Source organism: Priestia sp. YIM B13490, from assembly GCF_042787735.1.
Lineage (GTDB): Bacteria > Bacillota > Bacilli > Bacillales > Bacillaceae_H > Priestia > Priestia megaterium.
On the sequence record NZ_JBHZOT010000003.1, the window covers coordinates 433,707 to 453,484 of the forward strand.

15 protein-coding genes are annotated in these 19,778 nt (G+C 38.2%); 13 read left to right on the plus strand and 2 right to left on the minus strand.

Going from position 1 to position 19,778, the window contains the following annotated elements:
• Positions 1-52: 52 nt before the first annotated feature.
• The 7 genes from ACFX4R_RS12115 (at position 53) to ACFX4R_RS12145 (ending at position 9,876) form a co-directional block, all read left to right on the plus strand.
• On the plus strand, positions 53-1,429 hold the full coding sequence (locus ACFX4R_RS12115; protein ID WP_043982358.1) for a sigma-54 interaction domain-containing protein: 1,377 nt from the start codon (positions 53-55) through the stop codon (positions 1,427-1,429).
• Between the two features lie 218 nt (positions 1,430-1,647).
• Positions 1,648-2,631: an agmatinase gene (gene speB / locus ACFX4R_RS12120; protein ID WP_043982360.1), complete on the plus strand. Its 984-nt coding sequence runs from the start codon at positions 1,648-1,650 to the stop codon at positions 2,629-2,631.
• 82 nt (positions 2,632-2,713) lie between these two features.
• Entirely contained in the window at positions 2,714-4,162 is a 1,449-nt protein-coding gene (locus tag ACFX4R_RS12125) for an aldehyde dehydrogenase family protein (protein ID WP_043982362.1), read from the plus strand.
• 20 nt (positions 4,163-4,182) lie between these two features.
• The gene (locus ACFX4R_RS12130; protein ID WP_043982364.1) at positions 4,183-5,544 is read left to right on the plus strand and encodes a purine-cytosine permease family protein; all 1,362 of its coding nucleotides are present in this window, start codon (positions 4,183-4,185) and stop codon (positions 5,542-5,544) included.
• A 209-nt stretch (positions 5,545-5,753) separates the two neighbouring features.
• A complete protein-coding gene (locus tag ACFX4R_RS12135) occupies positions 5,754-8,366 on the plus strand; it encodes a helicase-related protein (protein ID WP_043982366.1) in 2,613 nt (870 codons plus the stop codon).
• Positions 8,367-8,481: 115 nt separating this feature from the next.
• Complete coding sequence (locus ACFX4R_RS12140; protein WP_255293610.1) at positions 8,482-8,616, plus strand: hypothetical protein; 135 nt, start codon at positions 8,482-8,484, stop codon at positions 8,614-8,616.
• Positions 8,617-8,955: 339 nt separating this feature from the next.
• Positions 8,956-9,876 carry a 1,4-dihydroxy-2-naphthoate polyprenyltransferase gene (locus ACFX4R_RS12145; protein ID WP_025752322.1) on the plus strand — a complete coding sequence of 307 codons (921 nt, stop codon included), beginning with the start codon at positions 8,956-8,958 and terminating at the stop codon, positions 9,874-9,876.
• 42 nt (positions 9,877-9,918) lie between these two features.
• On the opposite strand, the gene ACFX4R_RS12150 is transcribed toward ACFX4R_RS12145, so the two are convergent.
• A complete protein-coding gene (locus ACFX4R_RS12150; RefSeq protein ID WP_043982368.1) occupies positions 9,919-11,094 on the minus strand; it encodes an alanyl-tRNA editing protein in 1,176 nt (391 codons plus the stop codon).
• A 110-nt stretch (positions 11,095-11,204) separates the two neighbouring features.
• Here ACFX4R_RS12150 and ACFX4R_RS12155 point away from each other — a divergent pair, with 110 nt between their 5' ends.
• The 3 genes from ACFX4R_RS12155 (at position 11,205) to ACFX4R_RS12165 (ending at position 15,218) form a co-directional block, all read left to right on the plus strand.
• On the plus strand, positions 11,205-13,352 hold the full coding sequence (locus ACFX4R_RS12155) for a YhgE/Pip domain-containing protein (RefSeq protein ID WP_237074888.1): 2,148 nt from the start codon (positions 11,205-11,207) through the stop codon (positions 13,350-13,352).
• 64 nt (positions 13,353-13,416) lie between these two features.
• Positions 13,417-13,794, plus strand: coding sequence for a PH domain-containing protein (locus ACFX4R_RS12160; protein WP_014460184.1), 378 nt, complete (start codon positions 13,417-13,419; stop codon positions 13,792-13,794).
• A gap of 224 nt (positions 13,795-14,018) precedes the next feature.
• Positions 14,019-15,218: an MFS transporter gene (locus tag ACFX4R_RS12165; RefSeq protein ID WP_322552043.1), complete on the plus strand. Its 1,200-nt coding sequence runs from the start codon at positions 14,019-14,021 to the stop codon at positions 15,216-15,218.
• A gap of 69 nt (positions 15,219-15,287) precedes the next feature.
• Here the strand turns inward: ACFX4R_RS12165 and ACFX4R_RS12170 are convergent, their stop codons facing one another.
• Entirely contained in the window at positions 15,288-16,160 is an 873-nt protein-coding gene (locus tag ACFX4R_RS12170; RefSeq protein WP_013083080.1) for a selenium metabolism-associated LysR family transcriptional regulator, read from the minus strand.
• 344 nt (positions 16,161-16,504) lie between these two features.
• Between ACFX4R_RS12170 and ACFX4R_RS12175 the strand changes: the two genes are divergently transcribed.
• From ACFX4R_RS12175 to ACFX4R_RS12185, 3 genes are read left to right on the plus strand one after another with little or no spacing between them, the layout of a single operon-like run.
• Entirely contained in the window at positions 16,505-16,894 is a 390-nt protein-coding gene (locus ACFX4R_RS12175) for a GntR family transcriptional regulator (RefSeq protein ID WP_013083081.1), read from the plus strand.
• Positions 16,887-17,786 carry an ABC transporter ATP-binding protein gene (locus tag ACFX4R_RS12180; RefSeq protein WP_377569655.1) on the plus strand — a complete coding sequence of 300 codons (900 nt, stop codon included), beginning with the start codon at positions 16,887-16,889 and terminating at the stop codon, positions 17,784-17,786. Before ACFX4R_RS12175 ends, ACFX4R_RS12180 begins: the two co-directional genes overlap by 8 nt.
• The gene (locus ACFX4R_RS12185; protein WP_162214208.1) at positions 17,761-19,773 is read left to right on the plus strand and encodes a DUF6449 domain-containing protein; all 2,013 of its coding nucleotides are present in this window, start codon (positions 17,761-17,763) and stop codon (positions 19,771-19,773) included. Before ACFX4R_RS12180 ends, ACFX4R_RS12185 begins: the two co-directional genes overlap by 26 nt.
• Positions 19,774-19,778: the final 5 nt, after the last annotated feature.

Below are 19,778 nucleotides of genomic sequence, written 5' to 3' on the forward strand. Positions count from 1 at the left end.
AAGTATAAATATTTGAAAAATCAGATTAAATAAAAAGGAGTACTGCACTGAGATGATTGAACGAGAGCTTGAAGCTATTTTGCATGCTTCTAACGACAATATCGTTATCACTGATGAAAAAGGGTGTATTTTACGAGCAAGCCAAAACTGCCGTGATATATACGGGTATGACGTGTCAGAGTTAGTGGGACAAACCGTATACGAATTGCAAGACCGCGGGATATTTTCACCTTCCGTTACGATTGAAGTGTTAAAGAAAAAGAAAGAAGTACAGCTGATGCAAAAAACAGAAACGGGCAAAGTGGTAATGGCAACCGGTATTCCCGTGTATGATGAACATCAGTGTATGAAAAGAGTAATCAGCTTTTCACATGATTTAACAGAGCTTCAGCGCTTAAAAGAAGATTATCAGCAGCTCGAAGTGAAAATGAAAACATATCAGCTGGAAGTGGAAGAGCTTCGGGAACAGCAGTCAAATGATATGGTCATACGAAGTGAATCGATGAAAAAGGTATGGTCCATTATTAATCGCGTGGCAGACAGCGATGCAACGGTTGTGTTGCTAGGTGAATCGGGTGTTGGTAAAACGGCTTTTGCCCGTGCTTTACACTATGGAAGTGAACGAAAAGAAGAGCCGTTTATTGAAATCAACTGCGGAGCCATTCCAGCTAGTTTGTTTGAATCTGAAATGTTTGGATACGAAGCAGGCTCTTTTACAGGTGCAAGTACAAAAGGGAAAATAGGAAAGTTTGAATTAGCTCATAACGGTACGCTTTTTTTAGATGAAATAGGAGAGCTCCCTGTTGATATGCAAGTGAAGCTGTTAAAAGTGCTGCAAGAAAAAACAGTCACCAAAATTGGAAGTGAACGAGCCAAACACGTAAACTTCAGGCTGATTGTAGCAACAAATCAGCCGCTTGAGAAAATGGTCAAAAAAGGAACATTTCGCGAAGATTTATTTTATCGGCTGCACGTTATTCCGATTACGATTCCTCCGCTTCGCGAGCGAAAAGAAGACATCACGGCACTGCTTTATCATGTGTTAAATAAACAAAATGAAAAATATAAAATGAAGAAATTTTTTCATGCAGAAGCATTAAATCAATTGGTTGAACATCCGTGGCCTGGAAATGTGCGCGAGCTAGAAAATACGATTGAACGCCTCGTGTTAACAACGGATGAAAACAGTATCTCGCCTCAAGACCTCCCGTTTCATGCAGAAAAGATCAGAAGTGAAAAAGAAGAATGGGAGACCCTAGATGTTTTAACCTCTCAGGGAATGACGCTTCAGCAAGCACTTGCAGAAGTGGAGAAAAACTGGCTGATTCGTGCTTATCGCCAGTGTCAAACGACGTATGAAATGGCAGATGCATTAGGAATCAGTCAGCCTACGGTTGTAAGACGTTTACGAAAGTACAATATTAAATAAGGAAAATATAATTCAAAATGAATTAACTGATTCAGTACTGAATCGGTTTTTTTTGTTTTGATTCTATTATGAATTGAAAATCGTCCATAATTGCACGAAATAGGGTGATGAAATTTGGCATGCATTTTGCATTAATAAAAAGTATCTAAATAAAAAGCGTCAGTATCTAAAATGATGATACGGCGCTAATGAATGAAACCCATTAGGAGGAATAAATCATGCCAAAATATCAGCCGAAAAATTCATTTGAATCTCCGCGTTTTTGCGGACCTCGAACGTTTATGAGACTTCCGTATGTAGAACAAGTAAATGCAGATATGGATTTTATTGTGACGGGTATTCCATTTGATTCAGGGCAATCTTTTCGAACAGGAGCACGTTTTGGGCCGGAAGCTATTCGAGATTTCTCCATTTTGCTTCGCCCGTATAACCCAGAACAAAAGATTAATATTTTTGACTACATTTCAGGTGTGGACTACGGCGATTTGGCAGTGGTTCCGGGATATATTTTAGAAACATATAAAAAAATTGAAGAAGGGTTAACACCGGTTGTGGATGAAGGAATTATTCCTATTTCACTAGGCGGCGATCATTCGATGACGCTCGGTGAACTTCGTGCCATCGCGAAAAAACACGGACCCGTAGCGCTTTTACAGTTTGATGCTCATTCTGATACGTGGGATAGCTATTTTGAACAAAAATACAATCACGGTACCGTGTTCAGACGAGCAATTGAAGAAGGGCTAATTGACGTGTCGCGTTCGATTCAAATTGGTATGCGAGGCGGTCTGTACGGCATTGAAGATTTAGAAGATGCAAAGAACTTAGGTCTAGCTCTGTATACGACAAATGAATATAAAAAACTGGGCGTTGAAAGAATGCTAGAAATTATTCATGAGCGTGTAGGAGAAGGACCCGTATTTTTGTCGTTTGACATTGACTTTTTAGATCCAGTTTACGCACCGGGAACAGGAACGCCTGAAGTATCGGGTGCAAGTATTGACGATGCGCTTCAATTCGTTCGTGGGTTAATAAATATTGATTTTGTCGGGTTTGATTTAGTAGAAGTACTGCCAGCTTATGACCATGGCCAAATTACAGCAGCAGCGGCCTCGAACATTGTTTATGAATTTATCACGCTTATCGCGTTAAGAAAAAAAGCAAAAGAAGAAGCAGCGCTGTTAGTGCAAGCGCGCGACTGAATATAAGCAAGGCGGTAAAAGTGGGAAGGTACTATGATCTTCCCACTTTTGTATAAGAGTTTTCTATAGGGAGTGTTGGACTATGAACGAGCAAGTAAATGTAACAGTAGATAAGAAGCAAGCAAAACCATGTAAAAGAGAAATACTCAACCCAGCGACCAATAAGATCATAGCGAAAGTATTCGATTCGTCGTTTCAACAAGTAGAGGAAGCGGTAGGTAAAGCAAAGCAGGCTTTTGAACAGAGTGAATGGAAGAAAAATAAATCACTGCGTGTAGAGGTGCTTAAGAAACTAGCAGATTTATTAGAAAATGAAGCGAGTATATTCGCTGAAACAGAAACATTAAATACTGGCAAACCGATAAAAGAAGCGCAGTTAGATATTGAAGATACGATTAATTGTTTAAGATATTACGCAAATTTAATAGAAGAAAACCAGCCGTGGACAAAGAACATGTTCGACGATACAAACAGTAAAATCATTCAAGAACCTATCGGCGTATGCGCGCTGATTGTTCCTTGGAATTTCCCTTTGCTGCTTGGTATGTGGAAGCTGGCTCCTGCCTTAGCAGCTGGAAATACAGTAGTGTTTAAGCCGTCAGAATTAACGCCACTTTCTTTTTTAAAGCTAGCTTCACTATGTGAAAAAGCTGGTATACCAGAAGGCGTGTTTAATTTACTTACAGGAGACGGTAAAGTGGGAAGCGCCCTTGTTGAACACAAAGACGTAGCCAAAGTCTCTTTTACAGGAGGATCAGAAACAGGCAAACGTATTTATCAGCAGTGCGCAAAAGAGATGAAAAGAGTTTCGCTTGAACTGGGAGGGAAATCTCCGCTTCTTATTTTCGAAGACAGTGAAATTGATATTGCAGTAGACTGGACAATGTTTGGGTCGTTTTTTAACCAAGGGCAAGTGTGTGTAGCTTCATCGCGTATACTCGTACATGAATCTATTTATAAGCCGTTTCTTTCTGCTCTTACGGAGACTGTTGCTGCTATAAAAATTGGTAACCCCTCAAGAGAAGAAACGGAAATGGGTCCGGTTATTAGCAAGGCGCATCTGAACAAAATACAGGATTTTATCAAGCTAGGTCAAGAAGAAGGCGCGAATTTATTAACAGGAGGAACGTTAATTGACTGCGAAGGTGGAAACTATATAAAGCCGGCTGTGCTCGTCGATGTGGAGCAGCATATGAAAGTCGTACAAGAAGAAATATTTGGTCCCGTTATTACCGTTCAATCTTTTTCAAGTGAAGAAGAAGCCATAGCACTTGCCAACGGCACGAGATTTGGTTTAGCTGCAGGAATTTTAACGAATGATGTAATGAAAGCAGAGCGAGTTGCTGAACATCTTCAAGCGGGAACGATTTGGATCAACGGCTACCATACGCCTCATATTGAAACGGCGTGGGGCGGTTTTAAAGAAAGCGGCATTGGCCGGGAGTTAGGTCCATCAGGATTAGCTGCTTTTACTGAAACAAAACATGTAAATACAAATTCCAAGCTAGCTCGAGCCAATTGGTATCAATAAAAGTGAAAGGTGGAATAGGAATGACAACAAAAAGTGGTCTCGCCCATGATGATGTGCAGCCGATTGCAATGAATAAAAGAAGTATGGGCTTCTTCTCTACATTTTCCATGTGGATAGGAGCCAATGTGGTGGTAACGACCGTTTTTACCGGAATGCTGTTTGTACCCGATATGACCTTTTTAAAGGCATTATTTATTATTGTGCTTGGCTCTTTAGTTGGCGCCATACCGCTCGTGCTGATGGGGAATATCGGAACTCGCACCGGTCTTCCAACCATGGTTTTGATGAGACCAGCTTTTGGACAAAGAGGTGCTATGCTTCCTGCTGCTGTTAATCTTATTACGTTAATCGGCTGGGCATGGATTCAAGCTTACATGGCAGGGCTAAGTTTAAATCATGCCGTTACTTTTTTGACCGGTTACAGCAATATCAATCTATTTACAATTCTTACTCAAGTGTTGGTAGTAGCTATTTCTATATACGGACATAAAGGTATTGAAGCAACGGAAAAATTAGTAGCTACGCTTATGGTCATTTTAGCAACCGTGGTGTTTAGCTATTTGTTTATTGAATTTGATGCAGCAAAATTAATTCAAATGAAAGCAAGCGAAAATCCTGGTATTACAGGGATGTTAGCTTTTGATATTGTAGTAGCTACAGCTTTTACGTGGATTCCTATTGTTTGCGATTATAACCGAAACTGTAAATCTGAAAAAACGGGCATTGCGGGAACTTATTTAGGGTATAACGTCGCAACTTTAATTGCGATGGGGTTAGGCGCAACGGTTTCTGGTTTTTCAATTCTCGGAAATATGACGCAAACGTATGACCCGGTAAATTTAATTGGCGCATATAGTCCGATGTTAGGGTTAGTAGCTGCCCTCGTAATTTTTTTATCGGTGCTGTCAACCAACGTAATGGTATTGTATAGCGCGACAATGTCTTATTTATCTATTTTTCCAAAGCAGAGGTTCTGGATACCGGCACTAACTACGGGAGTTGTCACAGTCCTAGGTTCTTTATTAAAAGAGTGGTTGATGACAAATTTTCAAAGCTTTTTGCTTATGATCGGTGTCTTATTTATTCCTATTATTGCGATTGTTCTTGTTGATTATTATATCATTCGCCGAAAACACTATGACGTTTCAGCTATTTTAGAAAAACAAAATAAACTGTACTGGTATACAAAAGGCTTTAACCTTCATGTGTATGTATCTTACATAGTGGGGGCTGTATTTGCCTACTATTTTACGTACGTTCACCCGCTAGCCACAGGCGCAACGATCTTAGCTTTTTTATTTACAGGTGTTTTGCATGTATTGTTAACCAAACTTTCACAGCTTTCCATCCCTTACTCAAAGGGGATCGACAAAAATGCTTGATATACGTTTAAAATAGACTGAATTATCAAAAATAATCAAAAAGCTCCTATTTAAAGGAGCTTTTTGTGTTAAAAATAGCTAAGAAATAAGCAAAAGCGGGGAAAAGAGAGGTTCTTGATCGAGCTGAAAATAAAGTAATAACATGTATTTGATTCTGTCAGGGGTCTTTCCTATAATAAATGTAGGAAAACTTTCCAAAGGAGAATTTTATGCTCGAATTAGAGGCTATTCAAAGCAGGGCCATTGAAAAAACTAAACATACATTACTACAGGATATAAAAAGCGTATTAGGTGAACAAGACGAATGTCCGGATTTTGAGACTTATTTAACAGACAGGCACTCTTTTATTAAAAAGGCCTGGGGAACTACGTGGAGAAAAGCAGTTGTTTCTTCTGTATCTAAAAAAAACAGAAAGTCATATTTAACAGAGAAAGGCTTTGAGGTAAAAGGGTATAAACCTCAAGCTATAGATAAGTTATTTGCTAAAGAAACAAGAAAGGGTATAGAGTTTGATGCTTTTTCTTGGCTAGAAAAACAGTACGGAAAGGGCAATAAAGCGGAGTGGCTATCTCTATATGGAGAAGCAAGAGCTGAATTTGCCGAAAAAGAAGAAGAAAGAAAAGAGAAAGAAAGACAGCAAAGTATTAATGATCGAAAAGCCAGGTATCAATTACAGTTAAATTTAGAAGCAGCTCCTATCTTGGAAGTAAATAAAGAGCTGTATTACCTACATATAAGAGAACAGCTTTCCCATCAGCTGTCAAAAGACATTAAAACAAACTCAAAGTATATTGAAAACTATGCGCCGCATACTGAACTTGAAGATGAATTAATAACAAACGGTGATTTAACACGCCATGATTATGAAACGGTTCATGACTTTTTTCAAGAGCTCACCGGCGGCGTAAGCTCAGAATTAGACAGATATTCAACGATTATCTTGTTTGAAACGTATGAAGATGTATACGAGGTATTTATCACCGATAAGATTTATGAAATCATTCCAACTATGATTATGGATGACCTTCCTGCTTCATTTAAAGAAGAATATAAAACTTATACAAATGCTTCGGTAACAAGAATGGATATTATAAAAGCACTTAGAAGTGATCTATCGGATTTGGTCTATGAATATAAAAGAATGCTCGTAGAAGAAAAGCTTTCCGATGTACTAGAAGTTTCAGATCACAACTTAACGATTGAAGAACATCAAGAGAGATATCAACAGCAGCTGGAAGAAAGAAGGTTACAACAAGAACGTGAACGTGAAGAAAAGAAAAAGCTGATTGAAGAAGAACAGCGACAGTTAAATTATATTTTTGGTGCAGAATACGAAATGGACCCAAGGAAAGAAACGGAATACATCCTTCATCTCGGTGATACAAACACAGGAAAAACGTATACGGCATTAAAGTCATTAAAAAAAGCTGCTTCGGGTAGTTACTTAGCGCCGCTTCGCTTGTTAGCTTTAGAAGTTTTTGAAAAGCTGAACAAAGACGGAGTTGCTTGTTCGTTAAAAACAGGTGAAGAAGAAAAGATTGTTGAAGACGCTCAGCATATGGCCGGTACCGTAGAAATGTTTAGCGAATTAGAACATGGCGATGTAACCGTAATTGATGAAGCACAGATGATTCAAGACCGAGACCGGGGATTTTCATGGTATAAAGCCATCACCCGAGCTAATGCTAAACAAGTTCATGTTATCGGGAGTTTAAGCATTCGAAGTATGTTAGAAGAGATGTTAGACGGTGTGATCTCAGAAATTCATGAGTATGAAAGAGATATACCTTTAAAAGTAGATCTTCGAAATTTCAAAATTGAACAAGTGAAACCCGCAGATGCTTTAATTGTTTTCTCGCGTAAGAAAGTGCTCCAGACAGCGGCTAAGCTAGAAAAAGATGGTCACAAAGTTAGCGTGATTTATGGAAGTATGCCGCCTGAAACGAGAAGAAAACAAATTGAGCAGTTCATTAATAGAGAAACAAATGTCATTGTGTCTACAGATGCGATTGGAATGGGATTAAATCTTCCAATTAGACGAATTGTCCTTTTAGAAAACATGAAATTTGACGGGCAAAAGAGGAGATTGCTGACTTCTCAAGAGTTAAAGCAGATTGCAGGCCGTGCTGGAAGGAAGGGCCTCTACAATGTTGGAGAAGTTGCATTCGCTAAAGATGCAAAGCAAATGAGAGAACTGTTATTTTCAACAGACGAGCAAATCAGCAAATTTTCAATTGCTCCTACTTCAGATATGCTAAGAAGATTTAAAGAATATCATCATGACCTCGGAACGTTTTTTGACATGTGGGCTAAATTTCAAAATCCAAAAGGTACACAAAAATCAAATTTGGCACAAGAACGTGAGCTTTATGAGGAAGTAAAAGACACGCTGATTGAAGCGAAAATGCCCATTGTTGATTTATACGGCTACTTGCAGCTGCCTTTTTCAGCAAAAGAAAGCTCTTTGAAAAAGCAGTGGGTTGCCAGCATGAATGCGATTGTTAACAGGGAAGAGTTACCTGAACCACGGATGATAGAAGGCTCATTGGAAAAATTAGAGCTATCTTATAAGGCGATTGGCCTGCATCTTTTATTTTTATATCGAATGGACAGAAGGCCAGAGGCTATTTACTGGGAGCGTGTCCGAGAAGAGCTTACAGATAAAATCCATAACGTATTAAGAAAAGATATGAAAAAATTTAAAAGAACATGCAGTACGTGTTCTAAAGACCTTCCTTGGAATCATGATCACGCCATATGTGATTCGTGTTTTCATAAAAGATTCCGCAGAAGACACGGAGACGAAGATTTTAATTACTAAGATGTAGTGATAAAAAGTGGCTTGTCCGAACGAGTTGGATTTTTGATTGAGAATCCAATTCGTTCGGCTTTTTTATTGTGAAGGCAGCTTTCATGTGTTTCGTTCCTTCTAGCAGTTGATTGGAGGGCAAGGCGAAGACTCCTGCGGGAAAAGCGGAACAGGTGAGACCCCGCAGGAGCGCAAGCGACGAGGAGGCTCACCGGCCGCCCGCGGAAAGCGAAGCCTTGCACGGAAATCAACTGCGGTGTAACAAGCAGTTCAGCTCGTGTATCCCATTTGTGCTTCTTTAGATGGGATTGATGTAGTTATGTCTCAATCTGCTTTTTCATAAAGGTTTTTTATCTTTTTCCTATGAATTTCTGCGTCAAAGCAGATTTTTGTAGAAAAAAATCGGAAATGTATAAGCGGTCATCTTGTAAAAAGAGCAATAAATTATTATGATATAGAGTGGAACTTATATTTTAAAGAGTTCCGTGATTTTTTTGTTGGGCGGACGTGTATTGTATTAGAGTAAGTTTGCTATCATTCGTTATATTAAAAGCGGCACTTTTAAATAGAGATACGGTTCGTAATAGAAGGGAAGAGGATGATGACAAGTCATAACAAAGAAAACAAAGCTGCAGTCGAGCAGTACAGTAAAGGGAAGATTTTGTGGCAATTAACCCGTCCTCATACGCTAACAGCATCGTTTGTACCGGTTTTAATTGGAACAGTTCTAGCCATGTTTTATGGCCATGTGAATGTTTGGATGTTTCTTGCGATGCTTTTTTCATGTTTGTGGATTCAAATTGCGACGAACTTATTTAACGAGTACTATGATTTTAAACGCGGGTTAGACACAGAAGACTCCGTAGGTATCGGAGGAGCCATCGTCAGACACGGCATGAAACCGAAAACGGTATTAAATTTAGCACTTATTTCTTATGGAATTGCTCTTATTTTAGGTGTATATATATGTGCAAACAGCAGCTGGTGGCTTGCTTTAGTTGGATTAGTAGGTATGGCGATTGGTTATTTGTATACGGGCGGACCGCTTCCGATTGCGTATACGCCGTTTGGAGAATTATTTTCAGGTCTTTGCATGGGCGCGATGTTCGTGTTAATTTCATTTTTTATTCAAACGAATACCGTAACGTCTGAAAGCATCTTTGTATCACTTCCGATTGCGATTTTAGTAGGTGCAATTAATTTGTCTAACAACATTCGCGATATAGAAGAAGATACAAAAGGCGGACGTCGTACGCTAGCTATTTTATTAGGTTCTAAAAATGCGATTAGATTTTTAGCTGCTTTGTTTGGCATTGCCTATATTTGGACCGTTGCATTAGTGGTATTCTTCGATATTAGCCCTTGGATTTTCTTAGTGTTTCTTAGTGCACCTAAGCCAATTCAAGCCGTACAAGCATTTGTACGCGGAGAGCTTATTGCAATGAAAGCAACTGCGCAAACAAATACGTTTTTTGGATTTACTTTATCAATTGGATTATTAATTGGCTATTTAGTAAGCTGATTGAGTGGAAAAAGCCTGTCTTTAAAAAAGACAGGCTTTTTGTTATGCTCCCGTTATTTTTTCTTTTACTGCGCTAATAAATGCGTTCATATTTTCAGAAGATGAAAAGCTGGCTTGAGCTTGTTTTGGTCCGCCGCCGCCTTTTCCATCGTAAAGCGGAAGCAGCTCTTTATAAAGTTCTCCGCATTTTACTTCACTTCCGCTGTGAGCCAGTAAGACTTTTTGTTCACTTGAAAAGGCAAAAAGAAGCGTCGTATCAGGTGTTTGAAGCAGCTGCTTCGTCAAAGCTTGCACATCTTTTAATGTGCGGTTTTCAAAGTGATGGTACAGAAATGAACCTTCTTTTTTGGCTTCTAATTCACTTGCTAAATAAGCTGCATTTTCATTTTTTAATTCTTCTAGTTGTTTTTGCAGCTCTTTTTGTTCAGTCTCCAATTTTTTAATGCGTTCTACAACTAATTCACGGCTTGTGCTGAATTTATTGCTAAGTTCTGCCACGATTTCTTGAGACTGCTGATAATCAGCTAATGCACGCATACCGCATTTAAAAAAGAGGCGTGTATTGCCGCGCTGCTTTTCTGTTTTCGTAAGTTTAATAAGGCCAAGCTCTCCAATTTGGTTCACATGAGTACCGCAGCAGGCAGAAACATCAATGCCTTCAATTTCCACGATGCGTACCACTTCGTCTTCTAGGTCGGGCACTTTGCGAAGCGCAAGAGTATGCAGATCTTCTTTTTTCACTTCGTACGTTTTAATGTGACGGTTGCTGTAAATAGCGTCATTTACAACTTTTTCAATGTGTAATAACTGCTCATGAGATAACTGAGGTACATTCAGATCGATAGAGACTGCTTCGCTTCCTAAGTGAAAGCTAACGGTGTGAATATCATATGTATCGATTAATAAAGCCGAAAGTAAGTGCTGTCCGCTGTGCTGCTGCATATGATCAAAGCGGCGATGCCAGTCAATTTCACACGTGACGTTCGCTTGTTCAGGGAGTGTATCGACGATATGATATACTTCTCCATTTTCTTCATAAACATCTTTCACGTCGATTCCGGCAATATTACCGTAGTCAGAAGGCTGCCCGCCTCCTTCTGGATAAAAAGCGGTTTGTTTTAACGTTAATGCGTAGCCATTCGAAAGAGAGCGCGTCTCTATCACTTCAGTTTCCCATGTTTTTATGTAGGGATTGCTATAATAAAGTCTTTCTGTCATATTCATCATCCTTTCTAGTAAAACCATATCTAACTTTTTCTATAGTATCAGAAATATGTTTCTTCGAACATGGATAAGCTAACTTGTAACAATAAAACTGGGTGGGACATATGAAAAATACTGTTTATATTTATACGCGGGATTTAAAAAGAATTTTCACCAATTGGGCGATGATTATCATTGTGCTGACGCTTATGATTCTGCCGTCTTTTTACGCATGGTTTAATATAAAAGCATCTTGGGACCCATACGGGCGGACTGAAGGTATTGCCATTGCAGTAACGAGCGAAGATGAAGGTTCTACGATAAGAGGTCAGCACGTGAACGTGGGAAAAGATATTATTGCAACGTTAAAAAAAAATAAAACGCTTGGATGGACGTTTGTCTCAAAAGAAAAAGCTGATCACGGAGTAAAGCACGGTGACTATTATGCAAGTATTGTTATTCCAAAAGATTTTTCACAAAAGCTTGGTACCGTTCTTCAAGATCGTTTGGAAAAACCGGTCATTATTTACAAAGTGAACGAAAAAATAAACGCAGTGGCGCCTAAAATTACAAGTAAAGGAGCCAGCAGCTTAACACAACAAATCAGTGAAAAATTCGTCAAAACAGCGAATGGAGCCATTTTTTCAGTGTTTAACGAACTAGGTATTACACTGCAGCGAGATTTGCCGACCATTCAACAAGTTGAACAACGGATTTTTGAACTTGAAAATCGTCTTCCTGAAATCAAAAAAGTAATTAATGAAGCGAATGACACCACTCAAAAAGCTGGAGCCATTGTATCAAAAGCTCAGGCCGCTCTTCCTGAAGTAGAGAGACTAACAGCTGACGGCGCACAGATGACTCAGCAGCTAAACACTTTTTTAACTAAAAGCGATGAAATTTTAAAAAACGCCGAGCCAACGATCAACGAAACGCTGCAGCGGGTTCAGCAACGAGCTCTCCGAGTTCAAGAATTGAAGAATCAGCTGATGGAAAAAGATATAGCACCGGCTGAAGTCAGCGCAGCAGCGGAACAGCTAAAAGGGCAGTTAACAAAACAAATTGCTGACACAGGAGAGATTCTTACACTTCTTACAGATTTAAATGCGTTATCTCAACAAAAAGTTCTTTCACCTGTTATTAATGACGTAAAAGATGTAAATACGCTTTTACAGCAGCAACTTTCGGATGTAAACAGTCTGCAGCAACAAACAAAGAATGGGGATGTTCCCAATCAAAGCGTACTTGATAGGTTCAGCTCTCGCACCGATCAAGCTGTTTCTAGATTAAATGCGTTAACGAACTCATATTCTTCTACGATTGTGCCTGCTGTTGAACAAGCAATCAAAGAAGCGAAAGATAAAACGGCAAGCGCAAACTCACTGCTTGATGAAGCTAACAAAAGCATACCGGATGTTTCTAACGTTCTGTCTAAAACAGCCAGTGGCATTTTGCTTGGACAGCAGGAGCTTGGGAAAATAGCAAAAGACTTTCCGCGAATTGAACAAAACGTGCACAATATAGCAGATAAAATACGAGAATTTCAGCAAAAAGAAAATATTGAAGATATTATTAATTTGCTAAAGAATGATGTGCAAAAAGAAAGTGACTTTTTTGCTAAGCCGGTTCTTTTAAAAGAAGAAAGGCTTTACCCGATTCCGAACTACGGCTCAGCTATGTCGCCGTTTTATACAACGCTTTGCTTGTGGGTCGGAGCTTTGCTGTTAGTTTCGATTTTAAGCGTAGAAGTAGCGGATGAAGAACGATTCAAAAGCTATGAAGTCTATCTTGGAAGACTTTTAACGTTTTTGTCTATTGCTCTCGTGCAAGCTTTTATTGTGACGCTAGGGGATTTATTTTTAATCAAAACGTATGTCGTAGATAAAGTGCCTTTTATCTTTTTAGGCTTGCTGTGCAGCTTCGTATTTATGACGATTGTTTATACGCTTGTTGCGATATTTGGCAATGCAGGAAAAGCGATGGCGATTGTTTTACTTGTGCTTCAGCTTTCTGCTGCAGGAGGTACATTTCCGATTCAAGTCGTGCCTGCTTTTTTTCAAGCAATCAATCCGTTTTTACCATTTACCTATGCAATAAGCATGATGAGAGAAGTGGTAGGAGGCATGTTAGCGGACATTGTAAGAAAAGACGTTACCGTTCTTCTTTGCATTTGGCTTGGCGTGCTGCTCGTTGGCATTTTTCTTCATAAGCCCCTTAGTAAAACGAGTGCAAAATTAACAAAAAAAGCGCGTGAAAGTAAATTAATTCATTAAAAAAACGTTTTGGGTTTTCAGACAGAACAAAATGCGGTAGTGTAGATATAAAGGAGTGATCAGCATGGGTATATTAGATGGACTATTAGGAAATGCATCAGAAGCAGATATAAGAGGAACTGAAAAAGACTTACAAAATATCTTAATTGCCAACGAGCGAGTGGAACAAGCATATAAAGTCATTCGCGATTTAATGGTGTTTACGACGAAACGCTTAATTATTGTTGATAAGCAAGGAGTAACGGGAAAGAAAACAGATTATCATTCCATTCCTTATAAGACGATTACCCATTTTAGCGTAGAAACGGCTGGAACATTTGATTTAGATGCGGAATTAAATATTTGGGTATCGGGTTCTAGTGCACCGATCTCAAAAGAATTTCGTAAAGATAAAAGCATTTACGACGTGCAAAAAGTATTAGCATCTTATGTACTGGATTAAAAAAGTTGAGCCATGAAAAACTGGCTCGACTTTTTTTATGTGTGTGTAAAACGAGAAAGCATAACAGTCTTGCATACAGTCGGTTGAAAATACTAAGGCTGTTGTCCATTCCTATTTTCACTTCACTCATTACTGAAATGCATGAAAACGATTTACATAATGAATTATACAGAATAAAAAAACCGTGATATGCTTTTTTTAGAGAAAAAAGGAAGTGACCAACTGTGAATTATACCGTAATTGGAACATCAGCTTTTCGCAAAACAAATGTTGCGCTTTTTGCAGCTGGCTTCAACACATTTTCGATTTTATATTGTACACAAGCCATTTTACCCGAATTTTCTAGAGAATTCGGGATATCTCCGGCGTTTGCCAGCTTGTCTCTTTCGTTAACAACCATCACGCTAGCTGTTAGCATGCTTTTTTTAGGTTCTTTATCAGAAGTGTGGGGACGAAAGAAACTGATGGGTCTATCGTTAATTTTTGCGTCATTGCTATGCATCATGACAGCATTTAGCTCTACCTTTGAAACGCTGTTAGTATTTCGCGTCATTCAAGGAATCGTTTTAGCAGGGCTGCCTTCTGTGGCCATGGCTTACTTAGGAGAAGAAATTGAACCAGGGAGTTTAGGAAAAGCGATGGGAATTTATATAAGCGGAAACGCCTTTGGAGGCGTAGCGGGAAGGCTTATGACAGGGGTGCTCACGGAATATTTCAACTGGTCCGTAGCTCTTGATGTTGTAAGCGTAATCAGTTTATTAGCCACCTTTGTTTTTTTTATGAACTTGCCAGATTCACAAAACTTCACTTCACGATCCTTTGAACTTCGTCAGCTTACTGGCTCTCTTCGCAGTCATCTTCAAGATAAAGGAATGCTTTGTCTTTTTGCTATTGGTTTTGCGCTGCTTGGAAGTAACGTAGCTTTATACAATTATATTGGATACGCTTTATCCGCTCCTCCGTATTCTTGGAATCATACGCTTGTAAGTTTTATTTTTGTTATTTTTTTTGTGGGAGTATTCAGCTCGGTTTGGATGGGGACGCTAGCGGATCTATATGGCCGGAAAAAAGTGCTGTTATGTACGATTGCTGTTACGCTTATAGGTTCGATTGTTACGCTGCATCCGGTTTTATGGATAAAAATTACCGGGCTTTTTCTGCTGACTTTTGGCTTTTTCGGAAGTCACTCCATCGCAAGCAGCTGGGTGGGAAGAAGAGCCACTCATGACAAAGCTCAGGCTTCGTCTTTGTATTTGTTTTTTTACTATGCAGGATCAAGCGTTGGAGGGACGGTGGCTGGCTTATGCTGGAGTGCGTACGGCTGGAAAGGTGTTATTGCTTTAATTGGTGTGTTTCTTACAACAGCTTTTCTCTTAGCTGTTCGTTTGTCCAAAATGCCGGCTCAGCAGACGCATGTTCACTAAAAAAGAATGTAAAGACATGTATGGCTATTTACTAAAAAAGACTTTCCACTCAGTGTGGAAAGTCTTTTTTTAGTTTAAAAGCTGAATAAAAAGCTCCGCTACTTTTTTATGAGCGCTGTTAGCAGGATAGATATAAGAGAAACGGCGCTTAAAAGGAGCGGTGTTAACGTTCAGAATCGATAGGTGTTTTTGTTCAACATCTTCTTTAATAGCGCAAAGCGACAGCACAGACATTCCTAAATCGTGAACGATGGCTTCTTTAATTCCTTGATTGCTGCTGATCGTTAGCATGCTTTTCATTTTTAAACCGTTGGACATTAGAACGTGATCTAAATATTCTCTTGTTCCAGAGCCTTTTTCACGCGCCACCCACCGCTGATTTTGTAAATCATCAATTTCTACTTTTTTAAGCTGAGCTAAAGGGTGATCCACTGACGCAACGATGGCAAGCTCATCGTCCATAAATGACTGAATATGTAAGTCGGATTCTTCCGTGTGTCCTTCAATAAGCCCTACGTCTACTTTGAAATGACGAACAAGCTGAGCGATTTCCTTTGTATTACCGATAGTCACTTCTACATCAATATCAGGATATTGTTCACGAAGCTTTGCTAAAAATGAAGGGAGAATATATTCACCAATCGTGAAACTGGCGCCAATCGTTAGCATTCCTTTGACACGGTGATGATGTTCATAAATATCTCGTTTCGTATGCTCATATATCTGAATCATTTGTTTAGCACGATCGTATAAAATTTCGCCGCTGGGTGTGATTTTTAACATTTTAGGTGAACGCAGGAACAGGGAAGTTTGAAATTCTTTTTCAAGATTTTTGATGTGTACGCTTACGCTTGGCTGTGAAATCATTAACTTTTCCGCAGCTTTTGTAAAGCTTTGCTCTTCTACAACAGAAACAAACGTCTTTAACGCATCATAGTACATAGAGTATGGCTCCTTTTATATTAAAAAAATTAATTATAAACATTATAAAACATTACTATTGTAATAACTAGAGGTACTTGGTTAAGACAAACAAAACGAGGGGCTGACTTAAAGGAGTATTTTGGCTTATAACGAAGGCAACACACGCAATTTATTTACAGTTATTTGCATTTCCCCTATAAAGCTATTAAACACTTTTTTGTCATCATTTTGTAACAAAAGTAAAAAAAGTACTTGTTTTTTCCAAAAAACATACTATAATATTAACTGTAATACGATGAGTAATACAGTTAATACACCTAGTACACACATCATGATTTTGGGTAGATGAAGGGAGGCAGACTATGTTCGATTTAGATATTCGTAGTCGCAAGCCGATATACGAGCAATTAGTAGATAAATTGAAAGAGCTTATTATTCATGAAGTTTTTAAGGCCGATCAAAAGCTTCCATCTGTTCGGCTGTTAGCAAAAGAATTAACGATTAATCCAAATACAATTCAAAAAGCGTATCGTGAACTAGAACATCAGAATTATATTTATTCAGTTCCAGGCAAAGGAAGTTTTGTAACGCCTCAAGTTGATACACTAAATAACGAGAAGGTGAAAAAGATGAAAGAAGAATTAGTAAAACTGTTGGCAGAAGCTATGTATTTAGGGATGGATAAAGATGAAATTCTATCACTTATTTCACAGGCTGAAAAAGCAGTAAAAGGAGGAAGCGATAGTGATTGAACTGAAGGCGATAAAAAAAGAGTTTGAAGAAATGGAAGCTCTAAGAGGCGTCACGCTTTCTATAAAAAAAGGATCTATTTACGGACTGCTTGGCTCGAACGGGGCAGGGAAAACAACGCTATTAAAAATCATTGCAGGTATTTACAAGCAAGATCACGGGAAAATCGCAATAGACGGCGAGGAAGTATTTGAAAACGTTGGCTTAAAAGAACGTCTTATTTTTATGCCAGATTCTCTTTATTTTTTCCCTCAAACAACGATTAAGCAATTAGCGTCTTTTTATAGAAGCGTCTATCCGACTTGGAACGAAGAGCGGTTTCAAAAATTAAAAGAAGCTTTCCCAATTCAATTACATAAAAAGGTACACAGAATGTCCAAGGGAATGCAGCGTCAAGTAGGTTTTTGGTTAGCGATGTCTGCTATGCCTGATGTACTTATCTTAGATGAGCCGCTCGATGGGTTAGATGCGGTAATGCGTCAAAAAATTAAAAACCTTCTTGTCCAAGACGTGGCAGAACGGGAAATGACGATTTTAATTTCATCACATAACTTACGAGAAGTGGAAGATCTTTGTGATCATGTAGGCATTTTGCATCGCGGTCAATTATTAATTGAAAAAGAGCTGGATGATTTAAAATCAGACGTGCACAAAATTCAAGTTGCATTTGAAGGAGATGTGCCGCTAGCGCTTTATGACACGCTGGACATTTTATATCAAGAAAAACGAGGAAGCGTCTTGCTTTGTATTGTTCGAGGAAAAGAAAATCACTTAGTCAACAAAGTTCGATCGTATAAGCCTTTAATTTTTGACATCTTGCCACTTACGCTGGAAGAAATCTTTATTTATGAAATGGGGGATGTGGGTTATGCAATCGAAAACATCATCGTTTAACCGCGGCATGTGGATTCAATCTGTCAGGAATGTAGGATGGGTTGGTGCTTTATATACGCTTGTTCTTTTATTTATCGTACCACTTCAAATTATTTTGAGGTATACAGGTGAAGTTAATAAAGATGGAATGTATACAGAAAAACTAAAGACTCTGTTTGAAGTTGCTGAAAGCCTTCAATTTTTGTTTATGTTTACTGTACCCGTGGTGTTAGCTATATTTTTATTTAGATATATTCAAACTAAATCAGCCGCTGATTATATTCATAGTTTACCAATAAGTAGAGGTGTGCTGTTTTGGCAAAACGTATTATTAGGGATTGTATCGTTAGTTTTACCTGTTATCATTTCAGCCATCGTCCTTTTTCTTATTAAAGATTCAGTAAATGTTGAAGATTTATATACGCTAAAGTTAATTCTCCACTGGGCTATTAATACTATTGTTTTGAATATCTTTGTTTTTTCTGGAGCAGTATTTGCAGGTATGTTCACAGGCATGTCAATACTGCAAGGCGCGTTTGTATATATATTGTTTATTCTTCCGGCTGCGCTGATCCAATTTTTTATTATGAATATTAATTTTTATTGGTATGGGTTTGCGACGAACTATTATTCAGGACAAAATATCCAAAATTTAGTTCCGTTTGTCCGTATTATAGATTTATTAGATACTGGAAAAGAAAGTTATTTAAGTCTAGTAATCTATGCAGTTGTAGCTTGTGTGCTTTGTTTTATTGCATGTATTGCATATCAAAAAAGAAGTTTAGAAATCGCTACTCATGCAATTGCGTTTAAATGGTTAAAACCTATTTTTATCTATGGGCTGACGACATGTTCACTGTTATTGTGGGGAATGTACTTCGGCGAAATGAAGGATTCTTTTAAATGGCTTATTTTCGGCTATGTTTTTGGTTCCTTATTAGGATATATTCTTGGACATATGATTTTAGCTAAAACATGGCGTGTATTTAGAAAATGGAAGGGCTACATATTGTTTGTGGCAGTGGCTATTGTTATAGGGGTAGGATTAAAAGTGGATGTTTTTGGTTACTCTACCTATCTACCGAATCAAGAAAACATTCAATCTGTATATTTTGGTGAAGACGGCTATTCTTTAACAGATAACTCTAAAAGTCACGATATAGAGCAAGGGGATTATTATAAACCGCCTTACTATTATTCTAGTAAGAATACCATTAATTTTATACGAGTATTGCATAAACAAATTATAAAAGATCATCCTAATATTTCCAAAAGAGAAATGCAGTCTGGAGAAGCTCGTGAGATAACATTTGCTTATAACTTAAAAAATGGAAAAAAAGTTGTTCGACAATATAGGGTACGTGAAGCGGATTATAAAGCGTTTTACAAACGAATTATTGAAACACCTGAGTATAAAAACCATTCTTATTATATTTTAGAACCTCATAATAAAAATATGAGGTATGTAACAGAAGTTCAAATTGATGCAATGTATAAAAAATCAGAACCTATTACAATTAAAGATCCAAACAAAATTGAGAGTTTAAAAGGGGCAATCAGAACATCAATACAAAACCAAACTTATGAAGATACCAAGAGTCGACAACAAAGTTGGTCTAGCATTGATTTTATGGATGAAAATGGACAGATTGTAGATTCCATACCTTTTGAGAAATCATATAAAGGAGTTGAAAAGTGGCTCAAGCAAGAAAAAATGTTTGAAAATGCTCGGATCATGCCAGAAGACGTTTCAAATGTTGTGGTTTTAAAAAATAAAGATCACGAAACTCTTCAGCCTTCATGGATAAACAATCCGTCTATTCTGACTAAACGAAAAGGTGCGTTAACTATTAAAGATTCCAAACAAATCGATTATTTTCTTTCGCATACAACCATTCAAGAACAAGGGGATTATATAGTTGTTTTTCGTTACAAAAATTCAAGTCCTGAAGTTCAAATGTTTGATGCTAACATGATTCCAACAAAATTAAAAGAAAAACTAAAATAACAAGG

Coding starts and splice junctions, on each gene's coding strand:
- ACFX4R_RS12125 (WP_043982362.1), top strand. CDS start 2,714: ATGAACGAGCAAGTAAATGTAACAGTAGATAAGAAGCAAGCAAAACCA.
- ACFX4R_RS12175 (WP_013083081.1), top strand. CDS start 16,505: ATGTTCGATTTAGATATTCGTAGTCGCAAGCCGATATACGAGCAATTA.
- speB (WP_043982360.1), top strand. CDS start 1,648: ATGCCAAAATATCAGCCGAAAAATTCATTTGAATCTCCGCGTTTTTGC.
- ACFX4R_RS12135 (WP_043982366.1), top strand. CDS start 5,754: ATGCTCGAATTAGAGGCTATTCAAAGCAGGGCCATTGAAAAAACTAAA.
- ACFX4R_RS12185 (WP_162214208.1), top strand. CDS start 17,761: ATGCAATCGAAAACATCATCGTTTAACCGCGGCATGTGGATTCAATCT.
- ACFX4R_RS12115 (WP_043982358.1), top strand. CDS start 53: ATGATTGAACGAGAGCTTGAAGCTATTTTGCATGCTTCTAACGACAAT.
- ACFX4R_RS12170 (WP_013083080.1), bottom strand. CDS start 16,160: ATGTACTATGATGCGTTAAAGACGTTTGTTTCTGTTGTAGAAGAGCAA.
- ACFX4R_RS12130 (WP_043982364.1), top strand. CDS start 4,183: ATGACAACAAAAAGTGGTCTCGCCCATGATGATGTGCAGCCGATTGCA.
- ACFX4R_RS12155 (WP_237074888.1), top strand. CDS start 11,205: ATGAAAAATACTGTTTATATTTATACGCGGGATTTAAAAAGAATTTTC.
- ACFX4R_RS12145 (WP_025752322.1), top strand. CDS start 8,956: ATGACAAGTCATAACAAAGAAAACAAAGCTGCAGTCGAGCAGTACAGT.
- ACFX4R_RS12150 (WP_043982368.1), bottom strand. CDS start 11,094: ATGACAGAAAGACTTTATTATAGCAATCCCTACATAAAAACATGGGAA.
- ACFX4R_RS12160 (WP_014460184.1), top strand. CDS start 13,417: ATGGGTATATTAGATGGACTATTAGGAAATGCATCAGAAGCAGATATA.